19 protein-coding genes and 1 pseudogene are annotated in these 16,859 nt (G+C 70.3%); 10 read left to right on the top strand and 10 right to left on the bottom strand.

The annotated features are described in order from the left end of the window. Window positions 1-267: pseudogene (locus ACIBBA_RS24940) on the bottom strand (hypothetical protein); the annotation flags it as partial. A 167-nt stretch (window positions 268-434) separates the two neighbouring features. Next, on the bottom strand, window positions 435-1,025 hold the full coding sequence (locus ACIBBA_RS24935; RefSeq protein WP_396700358.1) for a hypothetical protein: 591 nt from the start codon (window positions 1,023-1,025) through the stop codon (window positions 435-437). Window positions 1,026-1,115: 90 nt separating this feature from the next. Between ACIBBA_RS24935 and ACIBBA_RS24930 the strand changes: the two genes are divergently transcribed. Both ACIBBA_RS24930 and ACIBBA_RS24925 read left to right on the top strand, forming a co-directional pair. Continuing rightward, window positions 1,116-1,502 (top strand): ArsR/SmtB family transcription factor, encoded by a 387-nt coding sequence (locus ACIBBA_RS24930; protein ID WP_396700368.1) that lies wholly within the window; start codon window positions 1,116-1,118, stop codon window positions 1,500-1,502. Beyond that, window positions 1,499-2,194, top strand: coding sequence for a cation diffusion facilitator family transporter (locus tag ACIBBA_RS24925; protein WP_396700357.1), 696 nt, complete (start codon window positions 1,499-1,501; stop codon window positions 2,192-2,194). The genes ACIBBA_RS24930 and ACIBBA_RS24925 overlap by 4 nt, the downstream gene beginning before the upstream one ends. A gap of 3 nt (window positions 2,195-2,197) precedes the next feature. Here ACIBBA_RS24925 and ACIBBA_RS24920 read toward each other — a convergent pair whose 3' ends face one another. The 3 genes from ACIBBA_RS24920 to ACIBBA_RS24910 all read right to left on the bottom strand — a co-directional run bounded on the left by ACIBBA_RS24920 (window position 2,198) and on the right by ACIBBA_RS24910 (window position 4,610). After that, entirely contained in the window at window positions 2,198-2,965 is a 768-nt protein-coding gene (locus ACIBBA_RS24920) for a class I SAM-dependent methyltransferase (protein WP_396700356.1), read from the bottom strand. An 87-nt stretch (window positions 2,966-3,052) separates the two neighbouring features. Next, complete coding sequence (locus tag ACIBBA_RS24915) at window positions 3,053-3,403, bottom strand: DoxX family protein (protein WP_396700355.1); 351 nt, start codon at window positions 3,401-3,403, stop codon at window positions 3,053-3,055. A 196-nt stretch (window positions 3,404-3,599) separates the two neighbouring features. After that, window positions 3,600-4,610 (bottom strand): aldo/keto reductase, encoded by a 1,011-nt coding sequence (locus ACIBBA_RS24910; protein ID WP_396700367.1) that lies wholly within the window; start codon window positions 4,608-4,610, stop codon window positions 3,600-3,602. 195 nt (window positions 4,611-4,805) lie between these two features. On the opposite strand from ACIBBA_RS24910, the gene ACIBBA_RS24905 reads away from it, so the two are divergent. Continuing rightward, on the top strand, window positions 4,806-5,426 hold the full coding sequence (locus ACIBBA_RS24905; protein WP_396700354.1) for a TetR/AcrR family transcriptional regulator: 621 nt from the start codon (window positions 4,806-4,808) through the stop codon (window positions 5,424-5,426). 42 nt (window positions 5,427-5,468) lie between these two features. On the opposite strand, the gene ACIBBA_RS24900 is transcribed toward ACIBBA_RS24905, so the two are convergent. After that, window positions 5,469-5,951, bottom strand: a complete 483-nt coding sequence (locus ACIBBA_RS24900; RefSeq protein ID WP_396700353.1) for a MarR family winged helix-turn-helix transcriptional regulator — start codon at window positions 5,949-5,951, stop codon at window positions 5,469-5,471. A gap of 215 nt (window positions 5,952-6,166) precedes the next feature. Between ACIBBA_RS24900 and ACIBBA_RS24895 the strand changes: the two genes are divergently transcribed. The 4 genes from ACIBBA_RS24895 to ACIBBA_RS24880 all read left to right on the top strand — a co-directional run bounded on the left by ACIBBA_RS24895 (window position 6,167) and on the right by ACIBBA_RS24880 (window position 8,625). After that, window positions 6,167-6,466 carry an antibiotic biosynthesis monooxygenase gene (locus ACIBBA_RS24895; protein WP_396700352.1) on the top strand — a complete coding sequence of 100 codons (300 nt, stop codon included), beginning with the start codon at window positions 6,167-6,169 and terminating at the stop codon, window positions 6,464-6,466. After that, window positions 6,466-6,984 (top strand): alcohol dehydrogenase catalytic domain-containing protein, encoded by a 519-nt coding sequence (locus tag ACIBBA_RS24890; protein WP_396700366.1) that lies wholly within the window; start codon window positions 6,466-6,468, stop codon window positions 6,982-6,984. The genes ACIBBA_RS24895 and ACIBBA_RS24890 overlap by 1 nt, the downstream gene beginning before the upstream one ends. After that, window positions 6,981-7,463 carry a zinc-binding dehydrogenase gene (locus tag ACIBBA_RS24885; RefSeq protein WP_396700351.1) on the top strand — a complete coding sequence of 161 codons (483 nt, stop codon included), beginning with the start codon at window positions 6,981-6,983 and terminating at the stop codon, window positions 7,461-7,463. Before ACIBBA_RS24890 ends, ACIBBA_RS24885 begins: the two co-directional genes overlap by 4 nt. A 118-nt stretch (window positions 7,464-7,581) precedes the next feature. Continuing rightward, on the top strand, window positions 7,582-8,625 hold the full coding sequence (locus tag ACIBBA_RS24880; protein WP_396700350.1) for a hypothetical protein: 1,044 nt from the start codon (window positions 7,582-7,584) through the stop codon (window positions 8,623-8,625). A 17-nt stretch (window positions 8,626-8,642) separates the two neighbouring features. Here ACIBBA_RS24880 and ACIBBA_RS24875 read toward each other — a convergent pair whose 3' ends face one another. Further along, window positions 8,643-9,272, bottom strand: coding sequence for a VOC family protein (locus tag ACIBBA_RS24875; RefSeq protein WP_396700349.1), 630 nt, complete (start codon window positions 9,270-9,272; stop codon window positions 8,643-8,645). 298 nt (window positions 9,273-9,570) lie between these two features. On the opposite strand from ACIBBA_RS24875, the gene ACIBBA_RS24870 reads away from it, so the two are divergent. Further along, the gene (locus ACIBBA_RS24870) at window positions 9,571-10,518 is read left to right on the top strand and encodes an alpha/beta fold hydrolase (protein WP_396700348.1); all 948 of its coding nucleotides are present in this window, start codon (window positions 9,571-9,573) and stop codon (window positions 10,516-10,518) included. Window positions 10,519-10,575: 57 nt separating this feature from the next. On the opposite strand, the gene ACIBBA_RS24865 is transcribed toward ACIBBA_RS24870, so the two are convergent. Next, window positions 10,576-11,031, bottom strand: coding sequence for a phage holin family protein (locus tag ACIBBA_RS24865; protein WP_396700347.1), 456 nt, complete (start codon window positions 11,029-11,031; stop codon window positions 10,576-10,578). A gap of 273 nt (window positions 11,032-11,304) precedes the next feature. On the opposite strand from ACIBBA_RS24865, the gene ACIBBA_RS24860 reads away from it, so the two are divergent. Continuing rightward, window positions 11,305-13,665: a low temperature requirement protein A gene (locus ACIBBA_RS24860; protein WP_396700346.1), complete on the top strand. Its 2,361-nt coding sequence runs from the start codon at window positions 11,305-11,307 to the stop codon at window positions 13,663-13,665. A 25-nt stretch (window positions 13,666-13,690) separates the two neighbouring features. Here ACIBBA_RS24860 and ACIBBA_RS24855 read toward each other — a convergent pair whose 3' ends face one another. Further along, window positions 13,691-14,353, bottom strand: a complete 663-nt coding sequence (locus ACIBBA_RS24855) for a response regulator (RefSeq protein ID WP_396700345.1) — start codon at window positions 14,351-14,353, stop codon at window positions 13,691-13,693. A 236-nt stretch (window positions 14,354-14,589) separates the two neighbouring features. After that, complete coding sequence (locus tag ACIBBA_RS24850; RefSeq protein ID WP_396700344.1) at window positions 14,590-15,720, bottom strand: sensor histidine kinase; 1,131 nt, start codon at window positions 15,718-15,720, stop codon at window positions 14,590-14,592. 144 nt (window positions 15,721-15,864) lie between these two features. Between ACIBBA_RS24850 and ACIBBA_RS24845 the strand changes: the two genes are divergently transcribed. Beyond that, window positions 15,865-16,854, top strand: coding sequence for a carboxymuconolactone decarboxylase family protein (locus ACIBBA_RS24845; protein ID WP_396700343.1), 990 nt, complete (start codon window positions 15,865-15,867; stop codon window positions 16,852-16,854). The last annotated feature ends 5 nt before the right edge of the window (window positions 16,855-16,859 follow it).

Below are 16,859 nucleotides of genomic sequence, written 5' to 3'. Positions count from 1 at the left end.
CTGCTCGCGGGTGTTGCAGCTGCCGCTGACGGTGATCCAGTGCGGGAACAGGTCCCGCGAGTAGCCACTCGTCGAGCCCTGCGCCGCGACGGTCAGCGCGTTGAGTTGTGACTGGGCGGTCGCCTTCGACGGGATGCCGGGCGGCGTGGCGGAAGCCGGCTGTCCGGTCAGCACGGCCAGGCAGGCTCCGGCGAGGGCGGCGACGACGGTGGCGGCGGCGTGGCGCCGCAGGCTTCGGCGGCGGGCGGTGGGTGCGGTGCTCGACATGGTGGGGGCCTCTCGTCAGGGGGATGACAACCGTCCCTGACGATCATGTCGATCGAAGTACGTATCAGTGAAAGGCTGCGGTCCGGCCATTGAGCATTCGGCATCTTTCTGCCCCCACCCCGCATGTCGGCTGGCACTCCGGTGGGCGCTCCTCGGCGGCGGGAGGGCTAGCCCTCCCGGTCCGGGTTGGTGAGAGCATCCCACTGCTCAGCGCCCGAGATCGTCTGCCAGTACGGCAGGTAGAAGGCCTGACGCTTCGGGTCGGCCACCGTGAACGGCTCGAACCCGGTGTCCGCGATCATCCGGTAGATGAACTCCGTCGTCGGCATGTCGAACCGATGCCACGGATCGCCGCCGCACTTCTGCGCGACCACAGGCCACCGGTCGGGCTCCACCGAACGGTCCGCCAGCCAGTAGTACTGCCCCTCGACCTGGTCGTCACCCCACTGGATCAGGCCCGATCCCTTGTCTGGTCCATAGATTCCGTACGGGGCGTACACGCTCGCGAAGGACTCGTTCCGGCAGAAGGCCCAGGCCGCGAGCAGTTGCCGGGAACTGTGCCCGCCTCCCGGCCGCAGCAGGTCCAGGTACGCGTAGAACGACCCCGGCACGAACCGTCGACACAGTTGCTTGAAGTCCGACGGTAGGGCGACACCGAGCTCGGCCTCTACCTGCTCCCAGCCGACGGCGCTATCAGGCTCGTGGCGCCATCCGGTCACCTCGACGATGCGGTCGATCCACGTCAGCTGATCATCCACGGGCGGCAAAGTAACAGCACAGGCGGACACCTCGTCACCTGCTCCTCCCCGGCCACGGACAGGGTGCCGGACGAACCCGAGCTGCGAATGATGCGGCGTGGACGCTATCATCGCGCTGTGGCGATTGGTTGTGATCCTGGGCTGACTCCAGCTGTGGCGTTGTTCCGATCCCTCGGTGACCCGACCCGGCTGGCCATCCTGCAACGACTCGCGTGCGGAGAGGCGCGGGTCGTGGACCTGACCGGCGAGTTGGGGCTGGCGCAGTCGACGGTGTCGAAGCACCTGGCGTGTCTACGGGACTGCGGCCTCATCGACTACCGAGTCGAGGGTCGACAGTCGTTCTACGTACTCACCCGTCCTGAGCTGTTGGAACTGATGCGCTCGGCGGAACAGCTCCTCGCCGCCACCGGCGAGGCGGTCGCCCTCTGCCCGGTCTACGGCGCGCCCGCCAACTCGTCGGTGCAGGTCCGCGCGTGAGCGTGTCGGTGCTGACCCCGCAGCGGCGGGCGGTGCTGTCGCGACGCAGCCTGTGGCTGGCCTACGCCACCGCTGGCTACAACCTCCTGGAGGGCTTGGTCGCCATCGCCGCCGGCGCCGCGGCCTCGTCCACGGCGCTGATCGGCTTCGGTCTGGACTCGTTCGTCGAGGTGTCCAGCGCCGCCGTGCTCATCTGGCAGTTCCGCTCGCGCGTGCCCGAGGACCGGGAACGCCTGGCGCTGCGGCTGATCGGGCTGTCGTTCTTCGCGCTGGCCGGCTGGGTGGCCTTCGACGCCTGCCGCTCGCTGCTGTCCGGCGGGGACGCGGATTCCAGCCCGCTCGGGATCGGGATCGCCGTCGCGTCGCTGATCGTGATGCCGCTGCTCGTACGGGCAAAACGCCGCACCGGTCGGGAACTCGGCTCGGCAACGGTCCTGGCCGACTCGACGCAGACCCTGCTGTGCACGTACCTCTCGGCGGTGCTGCTCGTCGGCCTGGTCCTCAACGCCGCCCTCGGCTGGTCATGGGCCGACCCGGTCGCCGCACTGGTCATCGCCGGGGTCGCGGTGAAGGAAGGTGTGGAAGCCTGGCGGGGGGAGCACTGCGACGACTGTGCGCCCCTGCCTGCCGACCCCGCCAACGGCCAAGCGCCGGACTGCGCCGACGGCTGCGACGCCAGCCGGCAGTCGTGAGTACTACTGCTCACCGCGCCGGCGCGCGAGGTGAACGATGATGTCGGCGGCAAGCTCGACCGTCGCAGGCAGGACCTGCTCGATGCGGCTGAAGACCTGCTCCTGCTCGGGGGCCGGCAGTTCGAGGTAGGCCGAGATGGTCGAGAGATGGCCAACGTAGTCGGAGGCACTCATCACCAAGCGGCGCTCAATCACCAACTGTTGAACATCGACGAACCACTCGGACTGTTCGAGCTCCGTACCCGGCCACTGCATCTCGTGTTCCGGCGGTGTCCCATCGGGGGACGGGACCTCGTCGCTCTCCAGAAAGGGCGCTCGGGCCGTGCGAACAACTTCTTCCACAGCGGGGTCGGCCAACCGGATCGGCCCACCGAACGATGCGAACACGCCGGCCGGCTCCAGTAGTGCGGCCATGCGCGACCACCGGCCCTCCGGGCTCGTCCAGTGCAGCGCCGCCGCCGCGTAGATCAGCCCGTAGCTCTCGCCCGGCCGCAGGTCCTCGAACGCGGCTCGCGCGGTCTTGACGTTCGCCGGCACGTGCTTTCGCAGCTCGGCGAGCATGGCCGGGTCAGGGTCGGTGGCGGTGACGGTGATGCCCGGTTGAGCGAAGAGCCGGGTGGCTTTACCCGTCCCGGCGCCGATCTCGAGGGCGGTCCGAACCGGGTGACCCGCGTACGCCATCACTCTGTCGAGAAGCGCCACGGGATAGCCGGGTCGGAACCGTTCGTACGCCTCCGCCACAGCGCCGAAGCTCAAGGCACGACTGGACACGCCGAGATCCTGACACGAGCTGCGCCGTACGCGCTTCGTCTTTCGTGTGGCTCGACCCCGGATCGTCGGCATCGGAGCGGGGTCGAGTCACCAGTGGTAGGCCAGGTTCACGGCTAGCGCGGCCACCGCGGTCGAGAAGAAGACGGCCCAGCCCACCAGCTGACGAGAGCCCACTCGTAGGTGCGCGACGAGCGCGCCGACGAAGTACAGCACGAGTCCGGCGGCGGCGAGTGCCCCCAGCAGCGGCACAGCGAACCCGACCAGTAGCCCCAGAGAACCGGCTGCCAGGAGCATGCCCAGCACCGGTACCCACGATCGGGGCACGCGTTTCATGTCCGCCTGGGCCTTCGGATAGTCGTGGCCGATCAGGTAGGTGACGGCCGCGATGCCGTTGAAGACCGCGGCGAGGATGGTGACCGTGACGTAAGCGGCGAACATTGCACTCCTTCGTGGTTGCCCGCCTTCAGGACGAGCTGGCCACGTCGGATGTGACGCGGGTGCCATCGCCGGCGCCGACTCCGAGGCGCCTTGTCATGGCACGGGTGGCAGGGGGTTCGCCTGTCCCTTCCGAGTCGGCTCCGGGTCGGGTGTCAGGCTGGATCGTTCCCGTGCCTGACACCCGAAGCAAACCGGGTCAGGCCACGTTGCTGGCCGGGATCCGCGCTGGACCGAACGCTTGCTGGATCCAGTTCGGATAGGCGACCGGCGGCCGGCTGACCTCATCGAGTTCGGCGAGATCCTGCTCGGTGAGGGCCAGGTCGCTCGCGGCGATGTTGTCCGTGAGCTGTTCCAGCTTGCGAGCACCGACGATGACGCTGGTGACAGCGCGCTGCGCGAGCAGCCAAGCGATCGCAGCCCGGGAGGGGCTCACCTCGTGCCGCGCGGCGACGACCCGCAGCACGTCCACCACCTTGAAGCCCTTCTCCTCGTCGAACTGCACGAAGTCGACGCCGACCTGAGCCCGGCGGGAGTCCTGCTCGGTGGTCATCCCGCCGCGGTCGAACTTGCCGGAGAGGAATCCGCCAGCAAGCGGGCTCCACACCGTCAGGCTCAGCCCCTCGTCCTCGGCCATGGGCACCAGGTCACGTTCGGCGTCTCGCGACACCAGCGAGTAGTGCGTCTGGTTGGCGACGAACTTCGCCTGGTTGTGCAGCTTGGAGATGCCCAGGGCCTTGCTGATCTGCCAGGCCGCGAGGTTGGAACAGCCGATGTAGCGGACCTTGCCCTGCCGGACCGCGTCGTCGAGCGCGCTCAGCGTCTCCTCGAGCGGCGTCACGTGGTCGTAGTTGTGGATCTGATAGAGATCGACGTAGTCGGTCTTCAGTCGTCGGAGGCTGTCCTCCAGGGCCCGCATGACGTGCAGCCGGGAAAGCCCCTGGTCGTTCGGCCCCGACCCGACGGGGGCCATCAGCTTGGTGGCGAGCACGACGTCACGCCGGCGCTGCCCGATCGCCCTGCCGAGCATCTCCTCACTCTCGCCGTCAGCGTAGACGTCGGCGGTGTCGATGAAGTTGACCCCGGCGTCGAGTGCGGTGCCGACGACCTGGTTCACCTGCTCCTGCCCGAGTGCGCCCATGGTGCGGTACACCGGGTGGTCCTTGCCCCCGAACGTCATCGTGCCCAGGGAGATCTCGGAAACCCACACTCCGGTTCGCCCAAGCAAGCGATACTTCACTATTTGCTCCTTTGATGCCTGAAGGTCCGGTTGCCCAGCGACTACATCGGCGCCGGCGACAACGCCCGGTCAGCTCGTCGGACAGTGTGTCCGAAATTTATGCTACACGCTGTCCGGACAGCGTGTAGTCTTGGCTTTGGCGAGCCACGACCCTAGGACCTGGACATGCCCTCGATCACCCGACGACGCACCCCGAGTCCCGGGCGACGTGCCTCAGCCGAGGCGGAGATCCTGGCCGCGACCGGTCGCCTCCTGATCGACGGCGCGAACTTCACCGAGCTCGGCGTACAACAGATCTCGATCGAGGCCGGCGTCGCTCGATCGACCTTCTACAGCCACTTTCGCGACAAGACGGATCTACTCATGCGCCTGGCCGCCACGGTGGTGGACGCCTCCTTCAACATCGCCTCGGCCTGGGAGCCATCGGACGGTGTCGAAGGTCTCGCGGACGCCTTCCAGCAGGTGGTAGGGGTCTATCGGGAACATGCCGCCGTACTGCGGGCGATCGCCGAGGTCGCCACCTACGACGCGTCCGTGAGCAGGTTCTGGAGCGAGAGGACGATCCGGTTCAGGGACCGAACGATTGAGATACTTCGTCAGGAGCAGGACGCGGGCCGAAGTCCCGCCGGACTCGACCTCGTCAACGCCAGCCGAGTGATAGTCGTGGGCGGCGAGCGAGCCATCCTCGACCACGTCACCGTCGCGGATCCCAGCGACGACGCGGCGTTTGCCCGCGAACTGGCCCTGATCTGGTGGTACGGCGCCTATCGCCGCCAGGCGGACTAGCACGGCGAACGGCACCGTCTCAACCCCGTCGGCCGGCGTTGGTCACCTCGCCGGACTGGTCGCCGACGGAGGTGCCGGAGGTGTCGGCGGCGCGGTCGCGATCGCCCGCAGGGTGCTCTTGAACTGCCCGTACCGTTCCGCCCCGAGCAGCGCGGCATGCCGGGCCTCGATCTCGGCGACCACCAGGTCGGAGTAGCGCATCAAGGCGCGGCCACGCTCCGTGGGCACGATGAGCTTGGCACGCCGGTCGGCAGGATCCGCTTCACGCCGCAGGTAACCGAGTTTCTCCAGCTCGTCGACGATGGTGCCGACGGTCTGCTTGTGCCGGCCGGACAGATGCGCGAGTTCACTGGGACGGATCCCGTCCTCATCCAGGTATGCCAGGACGGCGCCGTGTCGGGGCGTGATGTCGTCGAAGCCCTCCTCGGCGCTTCGGCGGAACAGTTCCTCCTGCAGGCCGAAGAACAGCTTCGCGGCGAGGACGCCCAGATCAGGGTCCTGCCGCTTGCGCGCGCTGCGCTTCATCCACCCTCTCCCAACCCCGGCCGCCAGGATCCAAACTCCCGCCGACCGCGACGGCTGGCGGGACCGGGCGCCGATCGTAACCGTCGTCCAGAACCCGGCCAGCCGGTCGGCGCGACCCCTCAGGGCAGGTTACTACGAAGGTGTGACAGTCATCATTTGTGATAGTCACAAATCTTGACTATATTTCGGTCCGTACCCGAGAGGATCGAGGAGCGATGAGCACCGTAGAAATCACCCGTTTCCGCGTGCCCGCGGCACGCGCCGACGCCCTGCTGGCCGCGCGACCGGCGATGCTGCGCGACTTCCAGAGCGATCGCGCCGGCTTCCTCGGCGCACGACTGATCCATCTGAACGCCGACGAATGGTTGGACATCGTCTTCTGGCGTTCCCCCGAGGACTTCGCCGAGTCGCGGCGCCGGGGCGGCGACCGGCCCGGTATCCAGGCGTTCTTCGCGCTGATCGACAATGTGATCAGCGTTGAAGAGGGCACCAGCACCGATACGGTGGGTGCGTGATGCGCGCGGCGTGGTACGACCGGCAGGGTCCGGCGCGCGAGGTGCTCCAGGTCGGTGAGTTGCCCGAGCCGCAGCCGGGTGCGGGCGAGGTACGGGTCCGGGTCTCGGCCTCCGGGATCCACGTCGGCGACCTCGGCAAACGCCAGGGCTGGTGGGGCTCGACGATGCCATTCCCCCGCGTCGTACCGCACGGGGACGGCGCCGGGGTGATCGACGCCGTCGGATCGGGCGTCGATCCAGCACGGATCGGCGAGCGGGTCTGGGTGTACCTCGCCCAGTCGTACCGCCCGTTCGGCACCGCCGCCGAATACACCGTGGTGCCCGCCCGGCACGCCGTGTCGCTGCCTGCCCTCGTGCCGTACGAGCAGGCGGCCGGGCTCGGCATCCCGGGCATCACCGCCCACCGGGCGATCTTCGCCGACGGGCCGGTGACCGGCCAGCGGGTACTCGTCACCGGAGCCCTCGGCGCGGTCGGCCGCGCCGCGTTGGCAGTGGCCCGCCGGGGGGCGCCACCGTGATCGCGACAGTTCGCAACCCGGGCCAGGTCGAGCAGGCGCTGGCCGCAGGAGCGCACCACGCGGTGGACACCGCCGGCGACGACGTGGCCGCCCGGATCCTCGAACACACCGGCGGGGAACCGATCGACCGCGTGGCCGAGCTTGCGTTCGACGCCAACATCGCGACCGACCTGGAAATCCTCCGGTACGGCGGTGTGATCGCCACCTACGCCACCGGTGCGGCCGAGCCACGTATCCCGTACTGGCCGCTCGGCTTCAAGAACATCACGGTCCGGTTCCTCAGCAACGACGACTTTCCGGAGCCGGCGAACGAGGCTGCCGCGGCCGACCTGACAGCCGCGCTGGTCGCCGGTGACCTGCGCTACCCGATCGCCGCCCGGTTGCCGTTGGCGGAGATCGCACAGGCCCACGAACTGACCGAACACAGCGCGGCCAGGGGCCGGGTCGTCCTGGACATCGAAGCGTCGCGGTCATCCTGATCATCGGCGTGCTCCCGGTCAGCCAGTGCACCCCGGCCGGGTCCTGAGGCTCACCGGGAGGGGCGGGCACCCGCGTCGAACGGCGACGTCATGAACGCTGGAGGGTAGGGTGCGGCCCATGGCGGGTGCCGTCCGGATTTTCGGGGAGCGGGCCCTGCGGTGGTGCCTCGTGTTCGCCGGCGTCATCGGGGGCCTGCTCGTCCTCGCCGACCTCGTCTTCGCGGGCCGCAGTCTCTCGCTGATCGCGCTCGCCGCGTTCATCGCGCCGGGCGTCGTCCTGCTGCTCTGGGCGAACCGATGGACGCGCCCGCTGGTGGCCCTGCTCCTCGTCGTCGGGGCCGGTCTCGCCGCCCTGTACTTCACCCCGCTCAGCCTCGCCCAACAGATGATCAGCGTGCCCTACCGGGCCGAAGCGGTGATCCGGGACGGCCGGCTCACCCTCCGCGAGGAGATCCAGCTCGACCAGACCCGCTTCGATGAGATCAACGCGGCGAACGGGCGGGAAGGCGTGCGGCGTCTGGAGCTCACCGGGGCGACCCTCTCCAGCGGCTGGTCGTCGGCCGGCAGCCGCGACGGCAACCCAGTCTACCAGCAGGTTCGGGTCTTCGAGGTGGCGAACCCCCGGACGATGGCGACGGTCCAGATCCCGGTCGGCCTGAACTGGACGGACGGGCTCGGCGAGATCAGGTTCCGCACCGGGCCGAGGGACATCTGGACCATGCATCCGAGCCGTGACTCCACGATGGAGATCCGAACGACACGTCGGGCCATCCACGCGACCTTCCCGGCGGCCACCAGCATCACCGACAGTCTGGCCGGGGAGGACGTCGCCGTCGTGCCGGTGGCCGGCAACGGTTACGTCACGGTCGCCCTCTTCGGCCCACTGCTCAACAACGCCATCGGCCGGGCCGTCTATCCGATCTACCGGGACAACCTCCTCGTCTGGCTGGTCGGGATCGTCTTCCTCGCCCTCGGCGCGGTCCTGAACGCGAAGCTGCAACTGGCGATCGAGCGCGGCTGGGCCTGGGTTGCCCGGCGAGCCGGCCGGGGCCCGTCGAGCACGGACGAGTCAGCCGAGCGCGGCGCCGGCCGGGTCGAGCTGGAAGTACCCGTCGCGCGCCGGCGGCGCAAACGGCCGGTGGAACGCCACCTCGACCCGTGAACGACGTCCGCCCCGGCTCACTCGGGCGGCTTGGCCCCGGTCTGCTCGCTCGCCATGTACGTCGCGTACCAGTCGGGCCAGTTCTCGTCCCGCTCGCCGGTGCGCTTCTCGTGCTCGCCGTGGGCGGCGGCCGCGCGTCGGAGCGCGCTCGCCAGTTCGCTCGCGGAGCCGAACGACGTCACGCCGGCCTCGATGCGCCCGGGAAGCCTGGTCGTGATCTCCTGCATCAACCAGGTGTTGCCGTCCGGGTCGTGGAAGGTGGCGCGCGAGAAGTAGCTGCGCCGCTCGGGATCCGGCCCGTCGACCGGGCCGTTCGGGCTCGGATGGAAGATGTCGCCCACCTCGACACCGGCGGAGACCAGGGCGTTGCGGGCCGCCTCGATGTCGGAGACGATCAGGTACGCCATGGCCGAGCCGGGCGCTACCGGCGTGAGCTCCGGGCCGAACTGCACCGAGCAGCCGGAGCCGTGTGGCGTGAGCTGGACAATGCCGGGCGGCGTCTGGTCGAGCCGCCATCCGAGGCGCCGGTAGAACTCCTTCGCGCGGTCGACATCCGACACCGGAACGACGATCACCTCGAGCTTGAGGTCGAGGTTTTCGATGCTCGTCGTCCCACCCGTGTCGCTGCGAGCATCCTTCGGGCTCATCGCGGCCTCCCTGAACTGAGTGCGGCCCCATACGCTCCGCGGCGTACCCGTGAATCTCGTTGGCCGGCGTGCCGCACGGCGGCCGCGTTTCCCGATGAGCACGCGAGCCACCGTTCCCCGAGCGCCGCTGGCCACGCACGGTCCCGATCACCACGCTAGTGCTTTCGCCGCGGTCGGATGCCTCGTTCCGGCATCAGCGACCACCTCCGGGCATGGTCCGGATGGCCGGTCAATCGGGGTGTGGCAGTGGCCGGTGAGCCGGACAGGTAGGGGGCATGGACGACCAAGGAAAACCCGGATGAACGGCGCCGACGTGCCGCCCGGGAGCGGTTCCGTGTACCCGTCGCACCCTGTCCGTAGTCTCACCGTCATGACGACGACCCAGACCCACACGCTCGCCGCGCCCGGCGTCGATCTGGTCTACGACGTGCGTGGACCGCTCCCGCCGGACGGCGGCCGGCCGGCGTTGCTCATGATCGGTCAGCCGATGACGGCGGAGGGCTTTGACGCGCTCGCCGCGAACTTCACCGACCGCACGGTCGTCACCTACGATCCGCGCGGCCTGGGCCGCAGCGTGCGGACGGACGGCCGGTCCGACCACACGCCGCAGCAGCAGGCGGCCGACCTGCACCTGCTGATCGAGGCGCTCGGCGCTGGCCCGGTCGACGTGTTCGCGAGCAGCGGTGGTGCGGTGACCGCGCTGGAGCTGGTCGCCAGCCAACCCGGCGATGTCGTCACGCTGGTGGCGCACGAGCCGCCGATCAACGCCGTGCTTCCCGACGCCGCAGCCGCTGAGCGCGCCCGGGCCGCCTTCCACGAGGCATATCAGGCGAAGGGCTTCGGCGCGGGCATGGCGGCGTTCATCGCGATGACATCCTGGCAGGGCGAATTCACCGACGCCTACTTCGCTCAGCCCGCGCCCGACCCGGCGATGTTCGGCATGCCGACCGAGGACGACGGCACCCGCGACGATCCGTTGTTGTCGAAGAGCTCCTGGGCGGTCACCGACTACCGCCCCGACCCGGCCCTGCTCGGCGCGGCGCCGACCCGCATCGTGATCGCCGTCGGCGAGGAGTCGGCGCAGACCTACACCGCGCGTACGGCCCTCGGCACCGCCGCTCTGCTCGGCCAGCAGGCAACGGTGTTCCCGAGCCATCACGGCGGCTTCCTCGGTGGCGAGTTCGGTTACGCGGGCAAGCCCGAGGAATTCGCCACGAGGCTCCGCGAGGTCCTGGCCGCCGGCTGACGATCGCGGCCAGCGGTGAACCGGGCAGGCGACGTCGCGGTGAACACGACGCTCCGCTCAGAGCTTCCGCTGTCGGTCCAGTTCGTCGCGGGCGATGTCGGCGCCGGCCGGCACCACCCGGCCCGCGGTCGTCGACACCATGTCGCGCACCTCGTCCGCGAGCCGGGCCGAGGTGCCACCCGCCGCGCGCAGCTGTTGCAGCCCCAGCCGGCCGAGCACCACGGCCGCGGCCACGTAACCAGCGGTGAGACCGGCCGTGGCCAACCGGCGGGGCAGGAACGCCTCCAGCATGCGCAGCGCGGTGGCCGAGGCCGCGCCCGCGCCGAGCACCAGGCAGGCACCCGCAGTGCCCAGCAGGACGACGCCCAGACCGGCCGGACGCAACGTCTCAATCAGCTGGTCGCGGACGACCCGAACCTCGCCGCGCACGGCGTCGGCCACCTCCGCCGTCAGCCGTTCGGTCGCACTGCCCGTCCGCCCGTCGTGCCGGGGTTGGCCCGTCGCGTCGCTCATGGCCCCTCCACCTGTTTGGTTTCCGAGCTCGCCGGTTACCCGGACGGGTCTCGGACACACCCGGCGGGGTCGGTCTTTCCGTGACGCCTCCACCCACTCCCCGTCAGCGAGCCCGAATGGGTGCGGCCAGCGCGGACCTGGTGGTTCATCGGTTTTTCTGCCGCTGATCTCATTCGTTGACACAGTAGGCGGGTGAACGGCGGCGCTCGGGAAGCGGGTTCGCCCGGCGCGTTTCCGCCCGATCAACGGATCAGGGCCGCGACGCATGGCGGGGTGACGCGCTCCGAGCTCTTCCTGGATCTGGTCTTCGTCTACGCCTTCATCAACGTCACCCGGCTCATGTCGGAACGCCCCACCCTGGACGCGCTGGTTCAGGGAGCGGTGGTGGTGCTGCTGCTCTGGCGCAGTTGGGTCGGGTACGCCTGGGTGGGAAACCTGGTCCGGCTCGACCGGGGAGGCCGGCCGATCGCCGTGTTCGCGGCGGCCACCGCGATCCTGCTCGTCGCCGTCGCCATTCCGGAGGTCTTCGTCGACCAACCGGGTGGGCTCTCCGGACCCCTCGTCTTCGTCGGCGGTTTCCTGGCGGCCCGGGTGGGGTCCCTGCTGATCATCGCCCGCGAGCAGCGAGGCTCGGCGAACTCCGCCGCTCCCGCCCGGCGGGCGTGGCTACCTCTCGCCGGCAGCGCTCCCCTGCTGCTCTGCGCGGCCCTGCTGCCCTACCAACTACCGGCTGGGCGGAAAACGGAAGCTCTCCAACTCCTGCTCTTCGGCGTGGCGATCGTCGTCGACTACGTGGGGCTACGGGCACCCGGCACCGGCAACTGGCAGCTGACGTCGGTGCGGCGCTGGGCCGAGCGGCACAACCTGGTCATGCTGATCGCACTCGGCGAGACGATCATTTCGATCGGCACCAGCCGTGGGTTCACCGGCGACGATCCGATCACCTGGTCGGTGCTCGCCGGGTCCGCGCTCGGTCTTGTCGTCGTGGCGTTCCTGTGGTGGGCGTACTTCGACATCGCGTCACCCCGCGCCGAGCAGGCGTTGGATTCGGCCTCAACCGGCGCCCGGTCCCGCCTCGCCCGCGACGCCTACACGTTTCTGCACCTGCCGATGATCGGCGGGCTCATCCTGGTGGCGTTCGGGCTCAAGAAGGCGCTGGGCGGGGCGAAGGTCGGCCACCCTGATCGTTGGGACATATCCGAACCGGCGATCCTGTACGGCGGCGTGATCCTGTACCTGCTCGGGTTGGTGGCGTTCGAATGGCGCATCGTTCGGCGGGTGGGCCGCGGCCCCGTGCTCGGCCTCGTACTCGTGGCGCTGCTGATCACGCCGGCCCGCCACCTCACACCTCTGGGATCACTCGCGCTCCTCGCCGGTGCGCTGGTCTGCGTGGTCCTCGCCCACGTGACGGTGCTCAGACGCCGCCACCGCCAACTGCACCGCGCCGTCGCGGTGACCGCCGGCCAGGAGGTCGACGCCACCCCGGAGGAACTCTTCCTGGATCTGGCCTTCGTGTACGCGTTCATCCAGGTCACCGTGCTGATGACCCGACACCCTTCGGCCGTCGGGGTGCTCCAGGGACTGGCCGTGCTGGCGCTGCTGTGGTGGTCCTGGGTCAACTACACCTGGTTCACCACGACGATCCGCAGCGCAGGAACCCGACTGCGACTGATCGTGCTCGCCGCGGTGGCCCTGATCCTGATGCTCGGCGTCGCCATTCCCCAGACGTTCAGCTACGTGCCCGGGGGCCTGCCCGCACCGCTGATCGTCGTTACCGCGTACGGGGCGGTACGCATTCTGCACCTGGTGGTGTTCTGGTTGTCGGTCCGCCGCGATGCCGCCCTTCGCACCCCGGTGATCCTGGCGGCCGCACCGACCGGGGTGGGGATAGGCCTGCTGCTGTGCGCGGTGTTGACCGCCCCGGCCACCGGCAATCCACTCACCCCCTTGACCACCCTGTGCTGGGTCCTCGCCATCCTCATCGACGTTGGCGGCGGCTACCTCATCGGAGCCCGCAACTGGCGGCTGCACTCGGTCAGCCGATGGATGGGCCGCTTCAACCTGGTCATCCTCATCGCGCTCGGCCAAGCGGTCGTCTCCACCGGCATCGCCGTCGGCGACCCGCCCATCTCGATTGCCACTCTCGGAGCCGTCGCGCTGAGCGCGGGAATGCTGTCGGCACTGTGGTGGACCTACGTCGGGACGGATGTCGTCGTCGGCCAACGGTTCGCCGAGCTCGCAACCACCCGCCAACGAGGTGCGCTGGCCCGCGACGCCTACGCGTACCTGCACCTGTTCCTGGTCGGCGGCCTCGTGCTGGTCGCCTTCGGGTTGCGCACGACCCTGCCACAGCCAGGGCAGCATTCGAGCACCCCGATGATGGTCGGGCGGCTCACGCTGGTGTGCGGAATCATCGTGTTCCTACTCGCCGACCATCTCGTGTGGCGACGCGCGCACCGTCGCGCCGGTCGCCGGTGGGCGGTGATCCTGGTCGTCGCCGCGCTGGCCCCCGTGACGATGATGCTGCCGACATTGTGGGCGTTGGTCGTGCTCACGGTGGCGCTGCTCGCCGCGCACGTGTTCGGGCGTTCGGCCACCCCGCCACTGGAGTCGGTGCTCACCGACCGGGCCTGAGTCCCGCGCCTGAATCTCGCCCGCCTCACCGGCGGCGCGGTGTTATCAGCCCCGACTCGTACGCCCACACGACCAGCTGGGCCCGGTCGCGACAGTGCAGCTTGGTCATCGCCCGGTTGACGTGCGTCTTGGCGGTCAACGGGCTGATCACCATGCGTTCGGCGATCTCGTCGTTGCTCAGCCCTCGGGCGACGAGTTCGACGATCTCCTGTTCGCGCGCGGTCAGCACGTCGCGGCCGGCGGCCGGGTCGGCCGGCGGCGGACCTGCGACGAACTCGCTGATCAGCGTGCGGGTGACCACCGGGGCGAGCAGCGCGTCGCCGCGGGCCACCACGGCGACGGCCTGCAACAGATCGGCCGGGTCGGCGTCCTTCAGGAGGAAGCCGCTGGCGCCCGCGCGGAGTGCGGCGAAGACGTAGGAGTCGAGCCCGTAGTTGGTGAGAATGAGTACGCGGACCGCGGCGAGGTCGGGGTCGGCGGCGAGGCGTCGGGTGGCTTCGATGCCGTCGAGTCCCGGCATCTGCACGTCCATCAGCACGACGTCCGGGCGCAGGCGTCGCGACAGTTGGACGGCCGAAGCGCCGTCGGCGGCCTCGCCGACGACCTCCAGGTCGTCCTCGGCGTCGAGCAGCGCCCGGAACCCGGCCCGCATCAGGGCCTGGTCGTCGGCGAGCAGCACCCGGATCATGCCGGCTCCTCCCTCCGGTCGGAGCCGCCACAATCCGTGGCGGACTGAACTGGCCGGACCTCGCGCAAGCGCTCGATCATGCCGGCTCCTCCCTCCAGTCGGAGCCGCCACAATCCGTGGCGGACTGAACTGGCCGGACCTCGCGCAAGCGCTCGATCATGCCGGCTCCTCCCTCCAGTCGGAGCCGCCACAATCCGTGGCGGACTGAACTGGCCGGACCTCGCGCAAGCGCTCGATCATGCTTGTTCGTCCAGCGGGAACCTGGCCCGTACCGCGAAGCCGCCGTCGTCGCGAGCGGCGGCGTGCAGCGTGCCGCCCAGTCCGGTGATCCGTTCCCGCATGCCGCGCAGGCCCACCCCCGGTGTCACCGGCCGGGCCGGTGTGGCCTGGCCGTCGTCGGTCACCGAGACGGTCAGCTGTGCCGGGGCGTACTCGACGTGGATCTGCGCGGTGGCGGGGCCGGCGTGGCGGGCCACGTTGGTCAGGGCCTCCTGCACGACGCGGTATCCGGCCTGGTCGACCTCGGCGGGCAGGCCCCGGGGCTGACCCGTGACGCTCACCTGTACCGGTACGCCGGCCGCCCGGGTCCGCTCGGCGAGTTCGCCCACCCGGGCCAGCCCGACGCAGTCCTCGTCGGAGGGTGAGCGCAGGACGTCCAGCGTCGCCCGCAGTTCCCGCATCGCGGCGCTGCTGGCCTCCTGGATCGCCAGCAGCGTGGCCGACGGTTCCTCGCCGTGCTTGCGGGCCAGGTGCACGGCGATCCCGGCCTGCACCTTGATCACGGAGATGTTGTGGGTCAGCGAGTCGTGCAGATCCCGGGCGATGCGCAGGCGCTCCTCCCCGGCGCGGCGCAACGCCATCTCCTCGCGGGTGCGTTCGGCCTCGACCGCCCGCTGCTCGACCTGTTCCAGGTACGCGCGACGCTGCCGGGCGATGAGCCCGGCGATGTTGGCCGCGAGGAACCAGCCCAGCAGCAGTGCGGTCCGCTCGACGATCTGCTGGCCGGGCCGGCCGGCGGGCGCGACCGAGATGTCGCGGGCCAGGAAGCCGCCGAGGAAGACCAGGCTGGCCAGGGCGGTGACCGATCGGTGCCCCCGCCAGGCGGCGACGTAGACCGCGCCGAGGACGGGGAACGCGGCGGACACCCCGGGGTGCACCCGCAGATGCAGGGCCAGCATCGTGGCGGTCACGGCGATCAACGCCACCACCGGGTAGCGCCGGCACACCGCCAGGGCTGCCGCCATGACCAGGACCAGGGCGACGTCGAGCGCCCGCACCGGCGCGGCGTCGGGCGCGAGCGCGGCGTTGCCGAGCAGGAGGAGGCCGAGGACGAGACCGCTGAGGGCGTACGGCAGATCGCGGCGCATGGTCGCACTGTAGAGCGGCCGTCGTCAGCGGGGCGTCCCGCGAGCGCAGTAGTTGCGGCGTACCGCGGACGCGGTATCGGCGGTGGGGCAAGTGCCTGCGGTGGCACGACGTTTTCCGGTCCCACCGCGGCGAGCATCGAGCCCATGACATACCGCTTCTTCACCCCCGCTCCCCCGAAGGCGGCGACCGGTCGCACCGCGGAGGTCTACCAACAGCTGCGCGACGAGTTCCTCGGGCCGGCGCCCACCTTCCAGGTGCTCTCGGCCGTGCCGGAGGTGCTGGCCGCGACCTGGGCGCTGATGCGTGAGGCGCTGCTCGCCGGGGACGCGTCCCGGGTCGACCGCGAGGTCGTCGCGTCGTCGGTGTCCCGGGCCAACCGCTGCCGGTTCTGCGTCGACGCCCACGTGATGCTGCTGCACGCGCTCGGCGAGCACGAGTTGGCCGAGGCCATCGCCCGGGGCGGGACGCCACCGGAGCCGAGGCACGCCGAGCTCGCCGCCTGGGCCGAGGCCAGCCGCAGCCCCGGAGCCGCCGGCTGGACCAGCCCGTACCGCCCGGAGGTCACCGGCACCCTGCTCGCGTTCCACTTCGTCAACCGGGTCGTCTCGGCGCTGCTCGACCCGGATCTGCTGCCCGGCGGCCTGCAGCGCTCGCGGGCGGTGCGCTCGGTCGGCGGCCGCCTCTACGCCCGGGCGGCCCGGGAGCCGAAGGAGCCGGGCCGCGGCCTGCCGCTGCTCGACGCCGACAGGACGGCGCCACCGGGCTGGGCCGGGGACAGCCCCGTCGGCGTCGCGTACGCGGCGTTGCGGACCGCCGCCCTGCGCGGCGGGGACCTGCTGGGCGACGTCGCTCGCCAGACCATCGCGGCCACCGTGCGCTGGGAGAACGGAAAGTTCCCGGCCCGGCCCGCGGACTGGGCCGTCGATCTGGTCCGCGACGTGCCCGGCACGGACCGCATCGGGACGCGGATCGCGTTGCTGGCGGCGTTCGCGCCCAGCGCGATCAGCATCGGCGACGTCGCCCTCTGGCGGCTCTCCCATCCGGCCGACGCCGACCTGGTGCGGCTGGTCGCGTACGGCGCGATCACGGCCACCGATCACGTCGCCGGGGCACTGGCCCCGGCTCCCCGCTAGGAGGT

This window comes from Micromonospora sp. NPDC051006 (genome assembly GCF_044456245.1).
Classification (GTDB): domain Bacteria; phylum Actinomycetota; class Actinomycetes; order Mycobacteriales; family Micromonosporaceae; genus Micromonospora.
Note: the sequence above shows the minus strand (reverse complement) of the source record. Positions and strands in the feature narration are given on the sequence as shown.